The sequence below is a fragment of the Mammaliicoccus sp. I-M35 genome, from assembly GCF_022386455.1.
Classification (GTDB): domain Bacteria; phylum Bacillota; class Bacilli; order Staphylococcales; family Staphylococcaceae; genus Mammaliicoccus; species Mammaliicoccus sciuri_A.
This window is the reverse complement of record NZ_JAJNIL010000002.1, coordinates 127,707-148,999: the sequence shown is the minus strand read 5'-3', so window position 1 is coordinate 148,999 and position 21,293 is coordinate 127,707. Positions and strand designations below refer to the sequence as shown.

The 21,293-nt window shown below is 34.0% G+C and carries 21 protein-coding genes; 2 read left to right on the top strand and 19 right to left on the bottom strand.

Annotation, left to right across the window (positions count from 1 at the left end; all coding sequences use genetic code 11):
- Positions 1 to 44: 44 nt before the first annotated feature.
- The 3 genes from LQ679_RS03340 to LQ679_RS03330 all read right to left on the bottom strand — a co-directional run bounded on the left by LQ679_RS03340 (position 45) and on the right by LQ679_RS03330 (position 3,650).
- Positions 45 to 1,295 carry a lipid II:glycine glycyltransferase FemX gene (locus tag LQ679_RS03340; protein ID WP_048541317.1) on the bottom strand — a complete coding sequence of 417 codons (1,251 nt, stop codon included), beginning with the start codon at positions 1,293 to 1,295 and terminating at the stop codon, positions 45 to 47.
- 378 nt (positions 1,296 to 1,673) lie between these two features.
- A complete protein-coding gene (locus tag LQ679_RS03335) occupies positions 1,674 to 2,429 on the bottom strand; it encodes a VOC family protein (protein ID WP_239762087.1) in 756 nt (251 codons plus the stop codon).
- 18 nt (positions 2,430 to 2,447) lie between these two features.
- The gene (locus tag LQ679_RS03330; protein ID WP_049320023.1) at positions 2,448 to 3,650 is read right to left on the bottom strand and encodes a putative multidrug effflux MFS transporter TcaB; all 1,203 of its coding nucleotides are present in this window, start codon (positions 3,648 to 3,650) and stop codon (positions 2,448 to 2,450) included.
- A gap of 149 nt (positions 3,651 to 3,799) precedes the next feature.
- Here LQ679_RS03330 and LQ679_RS03325 point away from each other — a divergent pair, with 149 nt between their 5' ends.
- Positions 3,800 to 4,840 carry an SDR family oxidoreductase gene (locus LQ679_RS03325; protein WP_239762086.1) on the top strand — a complete coding sequence of 347 codons (1,041 nt, stop codon included), beginning with the start codon at positions 3,800 to 3,802 and terminating at the stop codon, positions 4,838 to 4,840.
- A 181-nt stretch (positions 4,841 to 5,021) separates the two neighbouring features.
- Here the strand turns inward: LQ679_RS03325 and moaA are convergent, their stop codons facing one another.
- From moaA to LQ679_RS03295, 6 genes are read right to left on the bottom strand one after another with little or no spacing between them, the layout of a single operon-like run.
- A complete protein-coding gene (moaA, locus tag LQ679_RS03320) occupies positions 5,022 to 6,044 on the bottom strand; it encodes a GTP 3',8-cyclase MoaA (protein ID WP_037589029.1) in 1,023 nt (340 codons plus the stop codon).
- 28 nt (positions 6,045 to 6,072) lie between these two features.
- A complete protein-coding gene (gene mobA, locus LQ679_RS03315; protein ID WP_049320020.1) occupies positions 6,073 to 6,663 on the bottom strand; it encodes a molybdenum cofactor guanylyltransferase MobA in 591 nt (196 codons plus the stop codon).
- A gap of 7 nt (positions 6,664 to 6,670) precedes the next feature.
- Entirely contained in the window at positions 6,671 to 6,904 is a 234-nt protein-coding gene (moaD, locus tag LQ679_RS03310; protein ID WP_239762085.1) for a molybdopterin converting factor subunit 1, read from the bottom strand.
- Positions 6,904 to 7,353 carry a molybdenum cofactor biosynthesis protein MoaE gene (locus LQ679_RS03305; RefSeq protein WP_239762127.1) on the bottom strand — a complete coding sequence of 150 codons (450 nt, stop codon included), beginning with the start codon at positions 7,351 to 7,353 and terminating at the stop codon, positions 6,904 to 6,906. Before LQ679_RS03305 ends, moaD begins: the two co-directional genes overlap by 1 nt.
- A gap of 8 nt (positions 7,354 to 7,361) precedes the next feature.
- Complete coding sequence (mobB, locus tag LQ679_RS03300) at positions 7,362 to 7,820, bottom strand: molybdopterin-guanine dinucleotide biosynthesis protein B (protein ID WP_126477758.1); 459 nt, start codon at positions 7,818 to 7,820, stop codon at positions 7,362 to 7,364.
- Positions 7,817 to 9,076 carry a molybdopterin molybdotransferase MoeA gene (locus LQ679_RS03295; protein ID WP_239762084.1) on the bottom strand — a complete coding sequence of 420 codons (1,260 nt, stop codon included), beginning with the start codon at positions 9,074 to 9,076 and terminating at the stop codon, positions 7,817 to 7,819. Before LQ679_RS03295 ends, mobB begins: the two co-directional genes overlap by 4 nt.
- 67 nt (positions 9,077 to 9,143) lie before the next feature.
- On the opposite strand from LQ679_RS03295, the gene moaC reads away from it, so the two are divergent.
- Positions 9,144 to 9,623 (top strand): cyclic pyranopterin monophosphate synthase MoaC, encoded by a 480-nt coding sequence (gene moaC, locus LQ679_RS03290; protein WP_239762083.1) that lies wholly within the window; start codon positions 9,144 to 9,146, stop codon positions 9,621 to 9,623.
- On the opposite strand, the gene LQ679_RS03285 is transcribed toward moaC, so the two are convergent.
- The 10 genes from LQ679_RS03285 to LQ679_RS03240 all read right to left on the bottom strand — a co-directional run bounded on the left by LQ679_RS03285 (position 9,624) and on the right by LQ679_RS03240 (position 21,258).
- Positions 9,624 to 10,124 carry a MogA/MoaB family molybdenum cofactor biosynthesis protein gene (locus LQ679_RS03285; protein WP_275589880.1) on the bottom strand — a complete coding sequence of 167 codons (501 nt, stop codon included), beginning with the start codon at positions 10,122 to 10,124 and terminating at the stop codon, positions 9,624 to 9,626.
- 11 nt (positions 10,125 to 10,135) lie between these two features.
- Positions 10,136 to 11,137 carry a ThiF family adenylyltransferase gene (locus tag LQ679_RS03280; RefSeq protein WP_239762082.1) on the bottom strand — a complete coding sequence of 334 codons (1,002 nt, stop codon included), beginning with the start codon at positions 11,135 to 11,137 and terminating at the stop codon, positions 10,136 to 10,138.
- A 122-nt stretch (positions 11,138 to 11,259) separates the two neighbouring features.
- Positions 11,260 to 12,420, bottom strand: coding sequence for a nitrate/nitrite transporter (locus tag LQ679_RS03275; RefSeq protein WP_239762081.1), 1,161 nt, complete (start codon positions 12,418 to 12,420; stop codon positions 11,260 to 11,262).
- Between the two features lie 205 nt (positions 12,421 to 12,625).
- Entirely contained in the window at positions 12,626 to 13,279 is a 654-nt protein-coding gene (nreC, locus tag LQ679_RS03270) for a nitrate respiration regulation response regulator NreC (protein ID WP_025906820.1), read from the bottom strand.
- 16 nt (positions 13,280 to 13,295) lie between these two features.
- A complete protein-coding gene (locus LQ679_RS03265) occupies positions 13,296 to 14,330 on the bottom strand; it encodes a sensor histidine kinase (RefSeq protein ID WP_025906821.1) in 1,035 nt (344 codons plus the stop codon).
- Positions 14,327 to 14,770, bottom strand: coding sequence for a nitrate respiration regulation accessory nitrate sensor NreA (gene nreA, locus LQ679_RS03260; protein ID WP_025906822.1), 444 nt, complete (start codon positions 14,768 to 14,770; stop codon positions 14,327 to 14,329). Before nreA ends, LQ679_RS03265 begins: the two co-directional genes overlap by 4 nt.
- Before the next feature lie 29 nt (positions 14,771 to 14,799).
- Entirely contained in the window at positions 14,800 to 15,480 is a 681-nt protein-coding gene (gene narI, locus LQ679_RS03255; RefSeq protein ID WP_025906823.1) for a respiratory nitrate reductase subunit gamma, read from the bottom strand.
- Positions 15,473 to 16,048 carry a nitrate reductase molybdenum cofactor assembly chaperone gene (gene narJ, locus LQ679_RS03250; RefSeq protein WP_025906824.1) on the bottom strand — a complete coding sequence of 192 codons (576 nt, stop codon included), beginning with the start codon at positions 16,046 to 16,048 and terminating at the stop codon, positions 15,473 to 15,475. Before narJ ends, narI begins: the two co-directional genes overlap by 8 nt.
- Positions 16,041 to 17,597: a nitrate reductase subunit beta gene (gene narH, locus LQ679_RS03245; RefSeq protein ID WP_239762080.1), complete on the bottom strand. Its 1,557-nt coding sequence runs from the start codon at positions 17,595 to 17,597 to the stop codon at positions 16,041 to 16,043. Before narH ends, narJ begins: the two co-directional genes overlap by 8 nt.
- Positions 17,587 to 21,258 carry a nitrate reductase subunit alpha gene (locus LQ679_RS03240; protein WP_239762079.1) on the bottom strand — a complete coding sequence of 1,224 codons (3,672 nt, stop codon included), beginning with the start codon at positions 21,256 to 21,258 and terminating at the stop codon, positions 17,587 to 17,589. Before LQ679_RS03240 ends, narH begins: the two co-directional genes overlap by 11 nt.
- Between the last annotated feature and the right edge of the window lie 35 nt (positions 21,259 to 21,293).

Genomic DNA, 21,293 nt, shown 5'->3' with positions numbered 1-21,293 from the left:
CTAAAATTTTAATAATTTAAAGTTTTAGTGCCTTAATCTTATGTCTAGTTTCTTTTGATTTTCTTTTCGATTTTTCTTTTGTAAGTGACTACTGCTGGCTTCACTTTCTCGATTGCAGTATAAAGTGGTTTATTTAATACATAATCAAATTCACCGATTTTCTCACTTAAATAAGTGCCCCAAACTCTCTTGAAAGCCCATAATCCATAATGTTCATGGTCTTGGTCTGGGTTATTATCCGTACCACCGAAGTCGAACTTAGTAGCGCCTTTTTCTTTAGCAAAACGCATCATTTCAATAATCATGCGGTGATTTGGTAAAAATTCACGATATTCATTTGATGACGCACCATATAAATAATACGATTTCTTACCTGAGAAGATTAAGATACCACCAGATAAATACACGCCATCTGGTTTTTTACTTTTTAACTCTTCCATTTCTTGAATTCGTTTTTCAAAGTTACCTAATTTTTCATCAGCATCATTTAACTGATTAACGACTTTCTTAGTTTGTCTTCTATTTGCTAATTTTTCTTTTTCTTCAAGTAGTGCATCACGTTCTTTAAATAAGTCTTTTAAGACTGTATCTGGCACAACTTTAACTAAGAATAATTCACAGTCGCCATCTGGATGTAAATGATCATAAATATTCTCAAAGTATGAAACATCTCTTGTTAAGAAATTGTCTCTCTCGCCTGTTTCTTCCATGATTTTCGCAAAGATTTTTAAGTCATCACGGTTACCAATAACTAATTCAGTACCTCTTTTTAAAGAGTTTCTAACACGTGAGCGGTTTCGTTTATCAAAGCTTTGCATTAAGTCTTCTTCAGGTTGATCGATTTTTGTGATCATCGTCATTCTAGGTTGGATATATTTCTTACTTAATCCATCTTCAAAACCTTTATGTTCAAATCCTAATGAAGTTAAATATTCAAGAACACCTTCAGATTGATCCACTTCTATATCTGGGTCAATTTTAATGGCATAACTTTTCTCATTACGTGCGATTTCTTTAGATAATTCAAAAAGTACTTTAACAGATGTTTCGTCTTTATAATCAACAACAAAACCTCTAGATATGTAACATAATGTATAAGGTAGCTTTGGCACTTTCTTAAATAAAAGTTGTGCTACACCTGTTATCTTTTCACCATCGCCCACTGCTATACGACGAGAATACCAACCTGTAAGCTTTTTGGATTCTGCCCACTTTGTAAGTTGCAACATATCACCATTTGGATGTTGCTTTACAAATTCATCATGTTGCTCATGAGTGATATTCATTTTCTTTATCGTCATTTATAAATCTCCTTTTTATCAATTCGTCTTTTAATTATACAATGAAACGTACTATAATTTCACGCAAAAGACCAATATTTGTTATACTTGTCATATAAAACATACAGTTAGGATTGAAATATATGAGACAACTTGTTCTAACGCTTTTTATTATCATAAATGTCATACTGATTGCGGTCAGTCTAAATTTTGATAGCACAATTAATTATTTAAGCTATCGTATCATAACTGTTGCCTTCACCTTGCTATTAAGCATTGTCTTTATTCTTGAGAACGCTCGCAAATCTATATTATTTATAGCCATTATAAGTGCCTTAATTGCACTCGTGCATTTAGGCATTATTGTTCAAAGCGTCTATCTCAGTGTTTATGCTAATTAGCTTTGAATTCGTAACACGCGCCTTTAAATAAAATGCGCGTGTCTTTTTTTATATTTGTTGATGAGAGTGATAATGTCGTGTATTTCTCCTCTACATCCTCTGTAAGTTTAATGACAACATCATCTTCTTTAAAGCTTAACTTAACATATTCTTCGCTTTTCTCAAGCTCTTTCAAACCATACCATGATTGCCAATTTTGACTCGATTCTTGAAGATTGTTCACTTGAATCGTCACTTCATCAATTGTTAAGTCATCATGAAAATGAGCTTTTAAAGATGCTACTCGTTCTTCATCACTTTCTCCCCACTGAATGATGAATGGTAAATTTAAATCTTGCTTATCATCTAAATATAGTAATTGCCATTGTATCGTTGTGCCGTCTGGTTTCGTTCTCGACATTTCAATTGGGCCTACAATATCTAAATCAAATTGCTCTAGATGAGCCTTCACGTTATCGATATTTTGTGTTCTAAGGCAGATCCTTTTAAATCCTTCTTGTACATGCGTATCTTTAAACGTATTCGCAAAGCTTAATCTGCCTTCTTCTGTTTGAGCATATGAACGTGCTAAATCTGCATCAAAGACGTCAATCCACTCTATATAATGTAAATCTATATAACTTAATTGATTGTAAGTTCCTAATTGCGTATGTTTACCGCCTTGGATGGCTTGTATATACTGATGTGGAAATTCAATTGATTCTATACCGTCTACGTAATGAATAATATGATCAAACTTTAAATTCATGTACATACCCTCCTACTTTTAAGCTGCTCTTTTAAACACTTTACTATTAACAAAGAATAAAATAATCAGCAATATTGAAACGATAATAATTGTCAGGACATATGGATATACTTCATGTTCTCCTTTTATACCCACTAACGGTGAAACGATACCACCGAATAGAAATTGAGATAATCCTAATAAACTCGCAGCACTTCCTGCGCCGCCTTTATTGTTAGCCATTGCAATAGAAAAACCAGTTGTACCAATTGCAGATACTGGACTAACGAGTATAAAGAATCCAATCATTAATATCCAAATGGATAAACCGTTCATCAATGTGATTGAAACGATAATCACACCTATAATTTGAATCATTCCGAATAAACGCATAAGTACATGTTCATCATAATAGTCGACTAATTTATTAATAATTTGACCTGATAATATTAATCCAAGACCATTAAAAGCAAACATACAACTAAAAGCTAACGGTGAAATATGATAGACAGATTGCGTTATGAATGATGAAGCGGATATGTAACTAAATAACAACGCGTATGTACATCCTTGTATAAATAAAGGCATTAAAAATTTTGGACTTTTGAGTAAATTTTTAAAGTCTGTTAGCACTTCACTGATTCTACCTGATGAACGTTCTTCTACAGGTAATGATTCTGTCAATTTTACTGAAGATAAACTAAACATAATAAAGCCGAATATCGTTAATAAAATAAAGACAACTTTCCAAGTTGAAAATGATAATATAATACCACCCAATACAGGTGCTAAAATAGGTGCTACACCATTAACAAGCATTAATATCGCCAAGAATTTCGTTAAAGCTTTACCTTTATATAAATCACTGGAAATTGCCCGGGAAATAACTGCCCCTGCCCCACCAGTAAAACCTTGTACAAATCGTAATGCCATCATGACGTATATATTAGGTGCAAATACGCATAATATTGAAGCTACTGTATATACAATCAATGCAACCATGAGTGGTCGTTTACGTCCTATAAAGTCAGATAGTGGCCCGACAAATACTTGTCCAACTGCTAAACCAACCATAAAGAGTGTGAGCGTCAATTGTGTATTTGACGTTGTAGTATCAAAATCACGACTAATTTCTGGTAATGCTGGTAAATACATATCTATTGAAAATGGTCCAAATGCGGTTAATAAACCGAGAATGACGATTAAAAATAATGAAGGCTTAGCCATCTTTTGTTCGTTCATGAAATACGCTCCTTTTATATCTATTACCTAATATTATTGCTTAACAATTTTCAAATAGCAATGTTATATGTGAACACTTATTAAAATACTTTACTTTCAGATAGTCATCGTTCAAAATATAGTCAGAAACTTAGAATCGGAGTGGAAACATGAACATTTTTTTAACAGGTGCTACAGGATTTGTAGGTGCAGAGTTAATACAATCACTTGCAAAAGATGCACAAAAGCAATTTTATGTATTATACAGGAGTGAGCAGAAGAAAGACCAATTGCTCAATAAATTAAATCCATCGTATCATTCAAGAATTCACTTTATTAACGGAGACATTACAGAAACATTATGTGGCGTGTCTGAAAGTGATATTGAAACGATACCTCAAATAGATAAATTTTATCATTTAGCTGCACTCGTCAAATTTAATTTCGAACTTGCAGATGATCTTTATCAAATCAATTATATCGGTACACAACATGCTTTGGACTTAGCAGAACAAATACAAACAAAGCATTTATTATATGTTTCAACAGCCTATACGGTTGGTGAACAAGAACTCGGTAATGAAGTACTACATTCAATCGATTCACCTACAAATAATCCTTATGAAGCGACTAAAATTAAAGCTGAACATATCGTGATGCAAAGAAAAACAATGGCAACATCAATCATACGTCCAGCAATTATAATAGGCGATTCCATAACAGGAGAAGCTGATTCAAACTTTACGCTGTATGGCTTTATGAAAGCATTAAAAGTCTTCAAAAGACGTGTAGAAAAAAAGAAAGATCATGCAATATATAGACTATTTGGAGATGCAAGTCATACGTCGAATTTCGTACCCGTTGATTATGTTGTACAAGTACTCACAGTAGCATGTGATTATGCAGAAAATCATAAGATTTATCATGCAACCAATCAGAACCCACCATCAAATGACTTTATATTTGAAACAATTAAGAAACACCTAGATTTCCATCAATTAGAAGTTGCACCAATGAGTGAGATAAACACAATAACAGACGAAGAAAGAGTGTTAAATAGTTTTATCGATGTATTTGCACCTTACTTCTCTAAATCTATCAAATTTAATGATGAGAATACTGCAGAAATGCTCAAAAAAGCAAACGAACAAACACTCGTACTTTCAAAAGAAACGTTAGATATGATTATCGGAAAATATTTTATGAAATAATAAACAAGCTAGGACATTGGGACTGTCCTAGCTTGTTTTTAGATATTTATGAATGTGCTAACTACCATTATTCTGAATTGTGGTAATTAGATGGGCGCTCATTTACGGACACTTCTCAGAATTCTGTCCCTAACAGCACCTCTTACGGACATTTCTCGGAATTCTGTCCCTAACTTCTAATCTAACCACCTATATAGTTCATATTAATTTTATTTTTCTTTCGTCTTGCTACTGTAGCTGCTGTTCGTTCATCTGAGTATCTGTCATCTCTTATATTCCATAAATACTTTAATGTGCTTAATAATTCTTCGTCTGTCTTGCCGCTTCTTAGCTCTGATTTTATATCATAACCATTTTTTTCAGCGAATAAACAGCCATAAAATTTACCGTCAGATGAAATTCTTGCTCGTGTACATGATGAACAAAATGATGCTGACACACTCGTGATCAAACCAAATTGTGCGCCGTTATCTTTATGGCGATAGTATGTTGCAACTTCTCCAAAATAATTGGCGTCCACTGGTTCTACATCATAGGCTGAAGAAATGATATTTAACATTTCTTTCTTAGTGACGACTTTATCAAAATTCCACCCGTTATCATTACCTACATCCATAAATTCTATAAATCTTACGATAATGTTTTTCTCTTTAAAATGCTCAACAAGTGGCAGTATTTCTTGGTCGTTCACCCCTTTTTGGATCACGACATTCACTTTAACTTTTAAACCAATTCTCACTGCATAATCTATTTGATCGAGTATTTGAGAAGCGGATATTTGACGATTATTAATCGATTTAAATAATTCATCATCCATTGCGTCTATACTTACATTCACTCTTCGTAGTCCTGCATTGTATAAATTCAATCCATGTTTTTTTAACAACATACCATTTGTTGTTAGTCCGATGTCTTCTATACCTTCTATTTTGTTCAAAGCTTCTACAAGCTCATATAGATTTCGTCTTAGAAGCGGCTCTCCGCCTGTAATTCTAATTTTCTTTACACCAAGTGAGCTGTATAGCTTAGATAATCTCGTAATTTCTTCAAAACTCAATAATTCTTCTTTAGGTAAGAAGACGTAATCATCCCCAAAAATTTCTTTAGGCATACAGTAATCACAACGAAAATTACATCGGTCGGTAACCGATATTCTCAAATCTCTAATTGGTCTTCCTAATTTATCTTTGATAGGTTGATGCATCGTAACGCCCCCTCTACCTATACAATCGTTAAGACTCAGCTTTTTCTAAATCTTCAATGTAATTTATATTTTGGTACCAATTAGTTGAATCTTTCACATTTGATACATCTAACCATTGTGAAGGTTTCTTTTCATATATATCTTTCATTCTAAAAGCTTCATGGTCTAACGCTTCTTTAATGTCCGCTTCGACACGATGACTATAAAATGCTAACGTCGGCATTTTTTTACCATTTGCTTCGTATCCAGCAATATCTAGCTGTTCTTCCATTACACGCGAAATAAAAAATTGATACAGATGACTAATCGCTTTTTCGGTAATTTTAGGTGTATCGCAAGCAATCACAAAATAACATTCCGAATCATGTTTTTGCATCACGCTATATATCCCACCTAAAGGACCATTATTTTTGTACTTTGATAAATCTACGACAACATTATGGTGATTGAATGAATCTTTCAATTCTTCACTCGTACTAATCACAACTTTTTCAAATAAATTCGTTTGATTTAAAGTTTGAATGATTTTTTCATAAAAAACTTCTCCATTAATTGTCGCTAACGCTTTTGGTGAACCGAATCTACTGGACTTACCGCCAGCTAGAACTATTGCTATCATTTTCTCTTTACCCTCCACTAACTGGTGGAATCAATGCAACAACATCTTGGTCTGTTATAACACTTGATTCTTGCACAAATTCCTCATTTACAGCAACTTGAAAAGTTTCATCATTTAACTCTGGATGCTTCTCAACTAAATATTGCTTAAAGTTTAACACAGAGTAGTCTTGGTTAAGAGTTATTTGCTCTTCATTTATGTTTATTATTTCTTTTAAATGAGCAAAATAAAATACTTTCATTATTCACCCTCCATTTGAATAGAAGAATGGTATTGTTTTTGACTGCCTTGCCATTCTTCTCCATCTTCCCATATTTCTTTTTTCCAGATTGGTACGATTTCTTTAATCCTTTCAATCGCATATTCATTTGCCTTATAAGCATCTTGCCTATGCGGTGAAGATACACTGATAACAACAGCTATATCTAATATTTGTAATTCACCAATTCTATGTGCAATTGCAACTATTGTACCTGGCCATTTTTCTTTAATTTCATCACCTATTTGAGCTAATTTCTTCTCTGCCATTGGGATGTATGCCTCATAAGCTAAGTACTCTGTCTTAATGCCTTTTGTCCATTCTCTCACATGGCCTGTAAAGACAACAACTGCACCTTGTTTTTCATTAAGTGTCCAGTTTCTGTATTGTTCAGGATTTATTGGATCATTGACGATTTCAAATTGTTTCACTTCTACACCTACTTTTTCAACCAATTTTCAAACCAAACTATAAAGTCTTTCTTTTCTTCAAGATTAAACGCATCAAACTGATATACAATATTTTGTAATGTTTGTGCTAAATCTTCAGATTGCTTCGTCAAAAGTACTTTTGGAAAATGATCATGCTTAAATCCTTCAATTAATAGCACATCAGGCTCAACAGACAAATCTTCATCTATTATTTGCTGCAACGACTTCTCTTCATACGTTACTCTCTCTATTAATTGTTTACCCAACACGATACTTTCTTTAGCACCGCTATTAATAAACGTTAAACTGTCTACTTCTTTATGATTTAAAGAAATTTCGTCTGCACCATGCCCATGATGTTTAATTGTAGATACTGTTAATTGCTGACTGCGACATTCTTTAATTAATTCATTTATTAATGTTGTTTTACCACTATTTTTATAACCAACTATTTGTAATATCTTCATAGTGTTAATTTACTTTCATATGACTGATGATCCGTTAATAGAACTTTCACATCATCATCTTTTTGGTAGCCTCTTGTTCCACCAGGTAAAATAATCATACCATTACTTTTAGCAATTGCGACAACCGCATTTGATTTATTAAATCCTGAAGGCTCAGCATAAACACCTTGTGAAGTGAATGATAATTTACCTCTTATAAATCTCGTAAATGGGTTGGCTTTTTTAAAGTCTTCATTCAACTTCGCATCTATAATGACCGGGTATATAGCATCTGCAGACATCATTTTTTGAATGGTTGGCTTAGTAAATAAATGAAATCCTGAGTAACAAGCTGATGGATTGCCTGATAAACCAAACAACATCTTCTCACCTTTGTAAGCAACCGTTGTTACGCTACCCGGTCTCATTTGCACTTTATTAAAGAGCACTGTTGCACCAATTGCATCATACACTTTCGGTAAATAGTCGAAGTCTCCTACTGATACGCCACCAGTTGTAATCACGATATCATGCTCAGACATTGCTTTTTCAACAATATCAATACAACCTTGTAGATTATCTTCTTGAATCTTATATGTAGTAGCTTCGATATCAACTTCTTTGCATAACGATTCAATCATAGGTCCATTTGAATTTCTAATTTTGCCTGGTTCTAATGGTTCATTTGGTCCTACTAACTCGCTACCTGTTGCGATAACGGCAACGGTAGGCTTTTTAGATACTTTAACAGTTTGGTAACCAAATGTTGCCAACACTGCAATAACACCACTGTTAATACGTTGACCTTTATGTAAGACGTATTCATTTTCTTTACATTCTTCTCCTTGAAACGCGACATTTTCGCCTTCCGTAAATGGTTTACGAATAGTAAATCCTGTTTCTGTTTCCACTGTTTGTTCAAACATTACAACTGCATCTGCACCTTCAGGTATAGGTGCACCAGTCATAATACGTACCGCTTCTCCACTATTTAAAGTCACATTTGAAGCTGTTCCAGCACCGATATGATCTACAACTTTAAATGATATTCTATTGTCTCCTGATGCCCCTTTAGAATCAGCACTTTTAATTGCAAATCCATCATAAGGTGATTTATCAAATCGAGGAATATCGTAAGTTGCTTTAATATCTTCAGCAAGTATATAGTTTAAACTTTCATTTATTGATACTGTTTCTGTCTCTAACTGCTTTACTACTTTAATAACACGTTCAATTGCTTCTTTCACTGGTATAGGTGTTCTCATTTCAACTGTCAATTGTCTACACTCCCTATCAATTTATTTAAACTTACATGTTATAATATCTTTAGAAAGGATGATGATTTTGTCTGAATTTACACATTTTAATGAGCAAGGCCATGCAAAAATGGTCGATGTCTCAGATAAAGAAACAAGCACACGTATCGCAATTGCAAACTCAAGTATTAAAGTAAATCAAACAATCTATGATCAAATAAAAAATGCAACAAATAAAAAAGGCGATGTACTTGGTACAGCACAAATTGCTGGCATTATGGCTGCTAAAAATACAAACCAATTGATACCTATGTGTCACCCACTTCAATTAACAGGCATCGATATCTCTTATGAATGGGATAAAGATGAACCATACACAATAAATATTTCAGCAACCGTTAAGACGAAAGGTCAAACAGGTGTAGAAATGGAAGCTTTAACTGCTGCAAGTGTTACAGCTTTAACAATATATGATATGTGTAAAGCCGTTGATAAAGGCATGGTTATTGGTGAAACATATTTATCTTATAAGACTGGTGGCAAAAATGGCGACTTCAAACGCCAATAGTTATTTATTAAGCTCATGTACTAAATGATTCAATTCTTTAGTTATGAGCTTTTCCATTGCTAATTTAACTGCACCTGTAGAACCCGGTATTGAAATAATAACTTGATGCCCGACTGTACCTGCAATTGCTCTAGAAAGTATCGCTCTCGTACCTACATCTTCTGTATAACTTAAATATCTAAATATCTCACCGAATCCTTCTATTTCTTTATCTAGTAAAGGCTTAATCGCCTCGATCGTCACATCTCTTTGACTAATACCTGTACCGCCAGTTGTAATAATGGCGTCAACATCATTATTAAGCCACTCATTCACTTGCGTTTGAATTTCAGTGACATCATCTTTAACAATTTGATAATGCCCTTCTTTATTTTCAACATTGAGATCTTTCAAATATTGTTGAACAAGTTGTCCACCTTTATCTGTTTCTTTCGTTCTCGTATCACTTACGGTTAAAACTGCCACATTTATAAGACGATCTATTCTATTAACTACACTCATCGATTTAACTCCTATCCAAACATATTCTCAACAAACTGTCTGCCTTCTTCTACAGAATCCAAATCATGAATTAATAACCTACCATTATTAAATGCTACGACACGATGGTCATCGTATAAATACTGAATCATATACGCATTAGAACGATGCAATAATCCATTTTGAGCAACAAACTTTTCAATAGCTGGTCGATTAAGCTTCTCGTTTATATATTGAACAGTATGACGACCACATAATTCAGTCAGTTGTTTATCTGAATTTGATAATTTTAAATAAGTTGGTTCTGCTCCACAAGTCTCACAATCGTCTCGTTTCATTTGTGCAAATCCAAATGATTGATGTTCACCGAACCAAACGTCACCGTACGTAATTTTAGGTGTAAATGAATAACCAGCCAATATTTTAAGTGCATCTGCAACTTGTAAACTTGCTGCCATTGTAACTGCAGGGTTTATCACCCCTACTGTGTCACAAGTTCTATTAATCACTGGCAATTGTGGCAATACACAGTTGAAGCAAGGTGTTTCACTAGGCACAAAAGTCGCTTGAACATAAGTAGATTCTAAGCATGCGCCATATATCCACGGAATATTCATCTTGTACGCAAAATCATTAATAATTTGTCTCGTATTAAAATTATCTGTCGCATCAATAATAATGTTTGAGTAACGCGCAACTTCATGTAATAATTTTGCATCACATTGCGCAATATAAGATTTTATTGTAATGTCTTCACGAATTTTCTTTAAATGTCTTTCTGCTGCTACAACTTTAGGTAGCATTTCTTTAATATCATTCTCTATAAATAATGTTTGTCTTTGTAAGTTTGACGATTCAACATAATCTCGATCAATAATATTGAGTCTCTTTATACCCGACCTAGTCAACTGTTCAGCAACATGTGTACCAAGTGCACCCATGCCTACAATAGTGACACTCGCTTGTTCAATTCTTTCTTGACCTTGTTCTCCAATTTTATCGAATAAAATTTGACGAGAATAACGTTCGTTCATTTATATCAACCTTTCACGAATCTCTTTAACTCTATTATAGAGTTAAACGCTTTTATCCTCAATTAATTGTAAGGCTGAGGCAAAACATTGCCTCAGCCTTTTTAATTTTTTAAGACAAACAACTAAACATGCTTTCTTTCTATTTTAGTCATATGCATCATTGTAATGAGTGCAAGCACACCAAATATAGCAAGCATAAAGAATGCTAAATGATTTGAACCAGTCAAACTCGTTACTAACGTTATCATTAATGGTGGGAAGAATCCGCCGAGTCCACCCATCATAGATACGATTCCGTTTACAACACCTGCTTCTTTTGTGAAGTATGTCGGCACAAGTTTAAATACAAGTCCATTACCAATACCTGCACAAACACTTACCGTCAAACATCCAATTGTAAACAAAATGAGATGATGTGATATTGAAAGGACGATTGCACCTGCTATTAAACCGATAAAGAATACTTTCAATACGTTTAAAGCATTAAATTTATCTCCTAACATACCACCAATTGGTCTAAGTAATGTTGCGATTGCAATAAAGATACCTGTTCTAATACCAGCATCTACTTTATCAATTTCAAAATGACTCACTAAAAAGTTTGGCAGGAACAAACCAAATGCAACAAATGCACCAAACGTAATAAAATACCAGAAACTAAAATAGTAAAGTTTATAGTTATTGATGACTTGTTTCGTTTGTGAAATCATTGGAATTTTTACTTTAGGTTCTTCTTTATCTCCAAAGATAAACATTAATACTGCGAAGATAAGTAATACGATTAAATAAAGTTGTACAGTATGTTGCCATCCGATAATGCCTGCTATTGGAGGCGCTAAAAATGATGATACAGCTGTCCCTAAATTCCCCATTCCATAAATACCATTCGCAAAACCATGCTTTTCTTTTGGAAAATATTTAGGAATAGAAGTAACACCTACTGAAAAGATTGCACCACCGAGACCTATAAAGAATCCTGCAACCATCAATCCTGTAGTTGAATGAGCTTGGCTTAAATAAAATACTGGAAATAATAAAATAATAAAACTCACTAAAAATACAAGTCTAGAACCTAATAAGTTCGTATAGTAGCCAATTGGTATTCTTAAAATCGATCCTAAAATAACGGGTATTGCTAAAATAATGGCTTTCTGACCTTCTTCTACACTTATATCTTGTGTAATATAAGGCATTAAAGGTGCAAGTATACTCCAAACCATGAATCCTGCCATTAAACTAAAGGTTTGGAGCGGTAGTTGAACTTTTCCTAAGTTATTTCTCATGTTTTTCACCCTTCGAAATTAATCTTTATGTATAATCTTTCCAATATTATTGTAGGTTATTTGTGAAAAAGTGCACATAAGGATATCCCCTTATTGAAACATGGAAAATCCCTATATTCATTTATAAAAATTAATCCGATAAAAAACATAAAAAGACCTGATAAACTAAGGCTTTTGAACCACAATTTATCAGGTCAATTTTGTTTTAGAAGTCTAATAATTTTTTCTTCATAGCATATTCAACTAATTCTGGACGCGATTTTAAACCGAGTTTATCCATAATTCGCGCTTTATGTGCTTCAATCGTTTTGACAGAAACAAATAATTTCTCCGCAATTTCTTTATTACCATAGCCCTTTGCGATTAAAGGTAAGATTTCTAGTTCTCTTTGAGACAATATTTTAAATGGATCAGAAGTACTTTGCTCATTGTTATCTTGATGATTAAAGAGTTCATTTACGAGTGAACTTGTAACTTTAGAATCAATATACATATCGCCTCTATATATCGTTCTTACAGCATGTATTAACTCTTCATCTGGTGCATTTTTTAAAATATATCCTTTAGCACCACTTCTTAATACATGAAATAAATATTCTTCATCATCAAACATCGTTAATATTAATATTTTAGTTTGCTTAAAGTCTTCTGCTATTTTACCAGTTGCGATTAATCCTGATTCACCAGGTGGCATACTTAAATCCATGATCAATACATCTGGTGAATGTTTTGCAACCATTTGATATGCTTCTATACCATCTGCAGCTGTCGCAACAACTTCCATGTCTTCTTGATAATTCAAAATCATTGAAAAGCCTGTTCTCACCACTGCATGATCATCTGCTATTACGATTTTCATATATACCACCCACCATTTATGCTATTGGTACATTCAATTTAATATTTGTACCTTTTTTAAGTTTACTTTCGATATTGATTTTACCGCCAACAATTTCAGCACGTTCTTTCATACCATATATACCAAGTCCTGAACCTTTTGGCTGACTACCTAATACAAATCCATTCCCTTGGTCAGCAATTTCAACTTCTATTTCATTGCCATCACAAGACATATGAACATCAACACTATCCACATTAGCATACTTCAATGCATTAAACACCGCTTCTTGTACAATTCTATATACGACCGTTTCAATCTCCGTATTAAAACGTTTAATAGACGAATCATAATGATAGTGAACATGGAAACCGAAATTTTTCTCAAGCTGTTTAAAATATGACTTAAATGCTGCGTCTAATCCAAGGTCATCTAATGATGAAGGTCTTAGTTCTAAAGATAAGTTTCTAATATCATCGATTAATCGAGACATTAACGTTTCAATATGTTGAGACTGCTGCTTCAATTCGTCAATATCATTCTGATATTTCAATAATCTAAGTTCAACACTCACATTAAGCAATTCTTGAACAACACCATCGTGTAACTCTCTAGAAATTCTTTTACGCTCGTTTTCTTGTGCGGATATTGTTTTTTGAATCATTGTTTGTTGATGTAATTTCTGTTGTCTTTCAATTTGTGGCGATACATTTTGTAACGTATACACTTTAACATCGTCTTCTTGACTAATCGTTTGATAAGTTGCTGTAAAAGGTTCAACAGTCCCACTATTTGTCTGCATAAACACTTGAAAACTAGTGTTGCCAATTTTTGAAGACTCTAAAAAGCAGTCTCTACATGATTGTAAGGCATATTCATTTGAATAACCTTCACATCTACTACAAATGGCATGTGTCAATGATGATTGATTGTCTTCAGAGATTACTCTTCGGGCAGCTTCATTCATATTAATTACCTGTCCTTTACTATTTAAAAACACAATCATTTCGCTCGTTTTTTCATAGTATTGTTTTAATATATCCATTAATATTGAAGCATCTTCTGAACTCATGCATTCATCATATCCTTTCCATAAAATGGTCCAAAGCGATTAAAATCATTCATATCTATTTCAGGAAATTGTTTTTCATCACGTTGTCCAAGTAAGAGCACGCCATAAACTCGATACTTTTTCCATAATGGAATCGCAAGTAATGATGTTAATTGTTCACTTTGAACAATTGGATAGTTAAAGAGTTGATCATGATAAGGGCTTTCTTTCAAGTCACGAATTTCAATAGGTTTCCCACTTTTAATAACAATTCCTGCTATCCCTCTACCGCTTCTTAAAACGATGTTTTGATATCTATGATTTAAATTTCCAGATACATATTGCCACTTTATATGAAAGTGAGCAGCGTCTTCAGAAGTCATAGCTAATCCGACAAAATCAACACCATAAGTACTACGAATAAGATCCAACTGTTCCTGAAAATTAAAATCATTAGACATTTTAAACACCTCGACTTTTTATTTATAGTTTAATTCGTTTTATGTTTTCTGTAAATAATGTAACTTCTACTAAAGTAATTAAGTGGCACACTCCAAACATGTACCAATCTCGTAAATGGCCATAAACTTGTGATTAAAAATCCTAAAATAATATGCGTCTTAAATGTTAAAGGTACGTCATTCATTAAAGCAACATCTGGTTTAAAGATTAATAATCCTCTAAACCAAACAGAAATTGTTTGTCTATAATCAAAGTCTGGTGTTGTCGCGTTCGTCCATAATGTTGAAATACAACCCATCAATACGATCACTAACAATAATATATTTACTATAATGTCCGAAGCTGAACTTAGCCTTCTTACATTTTGTTTCGTAATTCTTCTAGCTGTTAACAGAACCATACCGATTAATGTCACAATACCGAAAATACTTCCAATATAAACTGCACCGATATGATATAAATGATCATTAACGCCGACACTACTTAACCATTCTGCAGGTATGCCTAAACCAACTATATGTCCAAATATAACTGGAATAATACCTAAATGAAATAAAATACTTCCCCACATCAATTGTTTCTTCTCAATAAACTCACTAGACTTTGCTGTCCATGAAAATTGATCATACTTAAATCTGAATAAATGACCGATAATAAAAATAGCGATACATAAATAAGGATAGATAACCCATATAAATTGATTAATCACCGTTGATCACCTTCTCTTGCTCTACTACACATGATTTTAACGTTTCTCTAATTGCTTTAATCAGATGAAAATACGGACTGTTTTGTTTACCTAAAGCTTGAAGCAATCCATATGTCCCATCTTCAATGACCATCACAACAAGCGTTAAGCTTTCTTGTGCACGACTGTCACCTCTCCACTCTGCAGCATATAAGAATTCAAGCATAAGCGGTAAAAAATCTGACAGTTCATTTTGAGGCATTTCTAGCCCGAACATTTCATAAAGTACTTTTAATCTTGCAAGCATTTGTCCTCGTTCTTTTTGTTCTGTTAGCTTGTTGTATGTCATATATAACGTCGTCTTTTTTTCAAAATCAAACGTTCTTGTATACACTTCTTGAATATCATCTAAAGATATATCATGCATATTTTCCCAATATTGCTTAATGTCACGATAAGCCGGATGATTGGTATCGAAAGCTTTATCAAATGCTTTAGGATGAAAGTCTAACTTTTCTGGATAAGTTAACTGGTTACTAAAGAAACCAAAGCTTTCTTTAAGTTCATATAATGCATCTAAATTAATCACGGAAAATCCCTCCATAGAAGTTCTCATTGTATATTTCTTGTCCGGATTTTTGCTCTGATAATCCTTGAACACCACAACCATCACAATTTGAGCCAAACATTTCGCCACCATAACCTTGGCTACCTTGTGCTCTGTAAGTATCCATGTAACCTTCTTTATGAGATGTCGGTACAACAAAACGATCTTCATGTTTAGCAATCGCGAGTAATCTATACATCGATTTCGTTTGTCTTTCCGTAAGTCCTACGCGCTCAAGTCTTGAAATATCAAATTCTTTACCACTTGATTTAGCTCTCATATAACTACGCATCATCGCCATTTTTTGCAATGCTTCTTTAACCGTCTTCGTATCACCTGCTGTTAGCATATTAGCTAAATATTGAACAGGTAATCTCATTTCTTCAATTGCTGGGAAAATCATATCTGGATTTCTAATAGAATCTTTACCTTCAAAGTAATTCATAATCGGACTTAATGGTGGACAATACCATACCATTGGCAATGTTCGATATTCAGGGTGTAAAGGAAATGCTAATTTATATTCTATTGCCAGTTTATATACGGGTGAATTTTGTGCCGCTTCAATCCAATCATGTGAAATACCATCTTTTTCAGCTTGTTGAATAATGTCTTCATCAAATGGATCTAAAAATAAATCGAGTTGTTTTTGATATAAGTCTTTTTCGTTTTCTGCAGAAGCTGCTTCTTGAACTCTGTCAGCATCATAAAGTAATACACCTAAATATCTCATACGACCTGTACATGTTTCAGAACATACTGTTGGTAAACCAGCTTCAACTCTAGGGAAACAGAATGTACATTTTTCTGCTTTGTTCGTTTTCCAGTTGAAATATACTTTCTTATAAGGACAACCAGTCATACAGTATCTCCAACCACGACATGCATCTTGGTCGACAAGTACAATACCATCTTCATCTCTTTTATACATTGCACCAGATGGACATGACGCAACACAACTTGGGTTTAAGCAATGTTCACACAGTCTTGGTAAATACATCATAAAAGTTTGGTCAAAGTTAAATTTAATTTCCTCTTCGATTTTTTGAATGTTTGGATCAGTAGGTCCTGTAACATGAGCACCCGCTAAATCATCTTCCCAGTTTGGTCCCCATTTGATATCTAATTTTCTACCTGAAATAACAGATTCAGCTTTTGCTACTGGAGAATGGTTTCCTTCTTTAGCTGTTGTTAAATGTTTATAATTATATGTCCACGGTTCATAATAATCTTTCATTTCTGGCATATCAGGATTATAGAAAATTTTACCCAGTGCAATTTTAGATAGTTTACTACCTGACTTTAATTCTAATTTTCCTTTTTTGTTGAGTACCCAACCACCTTTATAAGTTTCTTGGTCTTCCCAACGTTTCGGATAACCGATACCAGGTTTTGTTTCAACATTATTAAACCATATATATTCAGCGCCTGGTCTATTTGTCCATGTACTTTTACATGTGACACTACATGTATGGCATCCTATACATTTATCTAAATTCATAACCATAGCTACTTGCGCTTTAATCTTCAAGCCAATCTACCTCCTTCATTTTTCTGATCGCAACATATACATCTCTTTGGTTTCCAATTGGCCCATAGTAATTAAAGCCATAACTTATTTGTGCATAACCGCCTACTAATTGCGTAGGTTTCAAGTGAATACGTGTAGGTGCATTATGCGAACCACCACGAGTATCTGTAATTTCTGATCCAGGTGTCTCAATATGTTTATCTTGTGCATGATACATAAACATCGTACCTCTAGGCATTCTATGCGATACAACCGCTCTTGCTGTAACGACACCATTTCTGTTATATACTTCTAACCAATCATTATCTTTAATGTCATTCGCCATTGCGTCTTCTTTCGCAATCCAAACAGTTGGACCACCTCTAAATAGCGTCAACATATGCAAATTATCTTGGTATGTTGAATGAATATTCCACTTACCATGTGGCGTTAAATATCTTAATACTAATGTATCCACGCCGCCTTTTATGTTTTTATCTTTCGTACCAAATACCATTGGCGGTAATGTTGGTTTATAGATAGGTAAATTCTCACCAAACTGTAAGAATACTTCATGATCAATATAATAACTTTGTCTACCTGTTAACGTTCTAAACGGTACAAGACGTTCGATATTTGTCGTAAATGGTGAATATCTTCTACCTAATTTGTTTGATCCTGGGAATACTGCTGTCGGTATAACTTCTCTCGGTTGTGCTGTTATATTTTGGAACGTTATTTTTTCTGATGCACGTTCACTAGAAATATCTTTCAATGTCATCCCCGTTTGTTCTTCTAAGTCATCGTAAGATTTTTGTGAGACTTTACCATTTGAAGCTGATGAAACATTCAATATAACATCTGCTACTTTACGTGCTGTATCCATTCTAGGGAGACCATTTTTAACAGTGTCATCTTCCCACGTATCTAACATAATCTTTAATTCATCGTATTGCTCTTTTACTGAGAAACTTACCCCATGAGCACCGACTTTACCTTTTTCTAATAATGGTCCAACTGATATATATTTATCGTATATAGCTGTATAATCCCTTTCTACAACTGCGAAACCAGGCATTGTTTTACCAGGTATTGCTTCAATTTCACCTTTAGACCAATCTTTAACAATTCCGTAAGGTGTTGAAATTTCTTGTTTAGAATCATGTGCTAAAGGCGTTGTTACAACATCTTTAAATGTGCCTTTCATATGTGTCTTCGCTAAATCAGAAACAGATTTTGCTAACGTTTTATAAATATCCCAGTCTGATTTTGATTCCCATAATGGGTCAACTGCAGGGTTAAACGGATGTATGAATGGATGCATATCAGTAGAAGATATATCATGTTTTTCATACCATGTTGCTGCTGGTAATACGACATCTGCATACAACGGTGTTGCTGTCATTCTAAAATCTAGCGCAACTAATAAATCTAATTTACCGGTTGTTTCTTCTCGCCATACAATTTCTTCTGGTTTATCCGTTTCATTAGGGTTTGCTAATAGACCTGATTTAGTACCTAATAAATGTTTCATAAAGTACTCTTGTCCTTTTGCTGAACTAGAGATTAAATTTGAACGCCATACAAACAATGTTTTTGGATGATTTTTCTTTGCATCTGGATCTTCTATAGCAAATTTAGTCTTTTTAGATTTTACTGATTCAACTGCTCTTTGAAGAATCGCTTCATTTGAGTCATCCCCTGCATCTTTCGCTTCTTCACCAAAGAGTAAGCTATTACAATCAAATTGCGGATAAGATGGTAGCCATCCTAATCGAGCAGCTAATACGTTATAATCAGCTGGATGTTGATGCTTCAATTCATTTGATAATGGTGACTGTAATTTATCAACACCAGACTCTTCATATTTCCACTGATCCGTTGCAAAGTAGAACCAACTTGTAGCATTTTGAAGTCTAGGTGGTCCTTGCCAATCCTTCGCAAAAGCAATCGTTGACCAACCTTCTATCGGACGACATTTTTCTTGACCAACGTAATGCGCCCATCCGCCACCATTTACACCTTGGCATCCGCATAATATAACAAGGTTTAATATAGAGCGATAAATCGTATCAGAGTTAAACCAGTGATTGATACCTGCCCCCATAATAATCATTGAGCGACCATTTGTATCAACTGCATTTTGTGCAAATTCTCTAGCTACTTGCGTCACAATAGAAGATTTAACACCTGTTACTTTTTCTTGCCATTTAGGCGAATACATTGAATTTTCATCTTCATAACTTGATGCTTCAAGTGGATGATTTAATCTTCTTACGCCATATTGACTTGTCATTAAGTCGTATATTGTCGCGATATAAATTGTTTCTCCGTCTTTATTTTCGATTTCTTTAACGATAATAGGTCTTTCAAAAATACCATTTCCTTCATTATCAAAATACGGAAATTGAATTGTCATCACTTTTGATTCATGGTCTTTAAAAGATAGAGCTGGATCTATTTCTTTTCCATCTTCACCAACTAAATTTAAATTCCATTTAACGCCTTCTTCATATCTTTGTCCCATTGTTCCATTAGGTATGACAAGTTGTTTACTATTTTGATCGAATACAACAGGCTTCCACTCTGCATGTTCTGTTTCCATACCTAAATCACTTGATCTTAAGAAGCGACCTGCTTTATAGCCTTCTCCATGTTTATCAAGTTGTATGATAAAAGGCATATCCGTGTATTGTTTCGCATAGTTGATAAACATTTCTTCTTGCTTATCTTCATAATATTCTTGAAGAATGACGTGTGTCATAGCTTGTGCTAAAGCTGCATCAGTACCAGGATTTGGTGCTAACCAGTTATCAGCAAATTTCACATTTTCAGCATAGTCTGGTGCGACAGACACAACCTTAGTACCTTTGTATCTAACTTCTGTCATAAAATGCGCATCTGGTGTACGTGTTAATGGTACATTCGATCCCCACATAATAATATAACCGGCGTTATACCAATCACTTGATTCAGGTACATCCGTTTGTTCACCCCAAATTTGTGGTGAAGCGGGTGGTAAGTCAGCATACCAATCATAAAAACTAAGCATTTCCCCACCTAATAACGATATAAAACGCGCACCTGAAGCATAGCTAATCATGGACATAGCCGGTATAGGTGTAAATCCAGCAATTCTATCTGGACCATATTTTTTCACAGTATATATAATTTGTGCTGCGATGAGTTGTGTAACATCTCTCCAATTGACGCGAACATGTCCACCTTTACCACGCGCACTTTTATAAATTTCAGCTTTCTGTTCATCTTCAACAATGGATGCCCAAGCGACAACAGGATCTCCATATTCACTTAATGCAGCTTTCCAAAGTTTCCATAACTTACCTCTAACATAAGGGAATTTCACACGTAATGGACTATATTCATACCATGAAAATGAAGCACCACGCGGACATCCTCTAGGTTCAAACTCAGGCATATCAGGTCCACAAGAAGGATAATCAATTTGTTGATTTTCCCATGTAATCACACCATTTTTCACAAATACTTTCCATGAACAAGAACCTGTACAGTTCACACCATGAGTCGTTCTGACAACTTTATCGTGACTCCATCTTTCTCTGTACATTTTCTCCCATTCTCTACTTTTTTCTTCTAATATAGACCAATTTCCATTAAATTTTTCGGTTGGCTTAAAGAATTTCAAACCTAACTTAGACATAGTTAGAACCTCCTATTATTTGCCCTTAATTATCT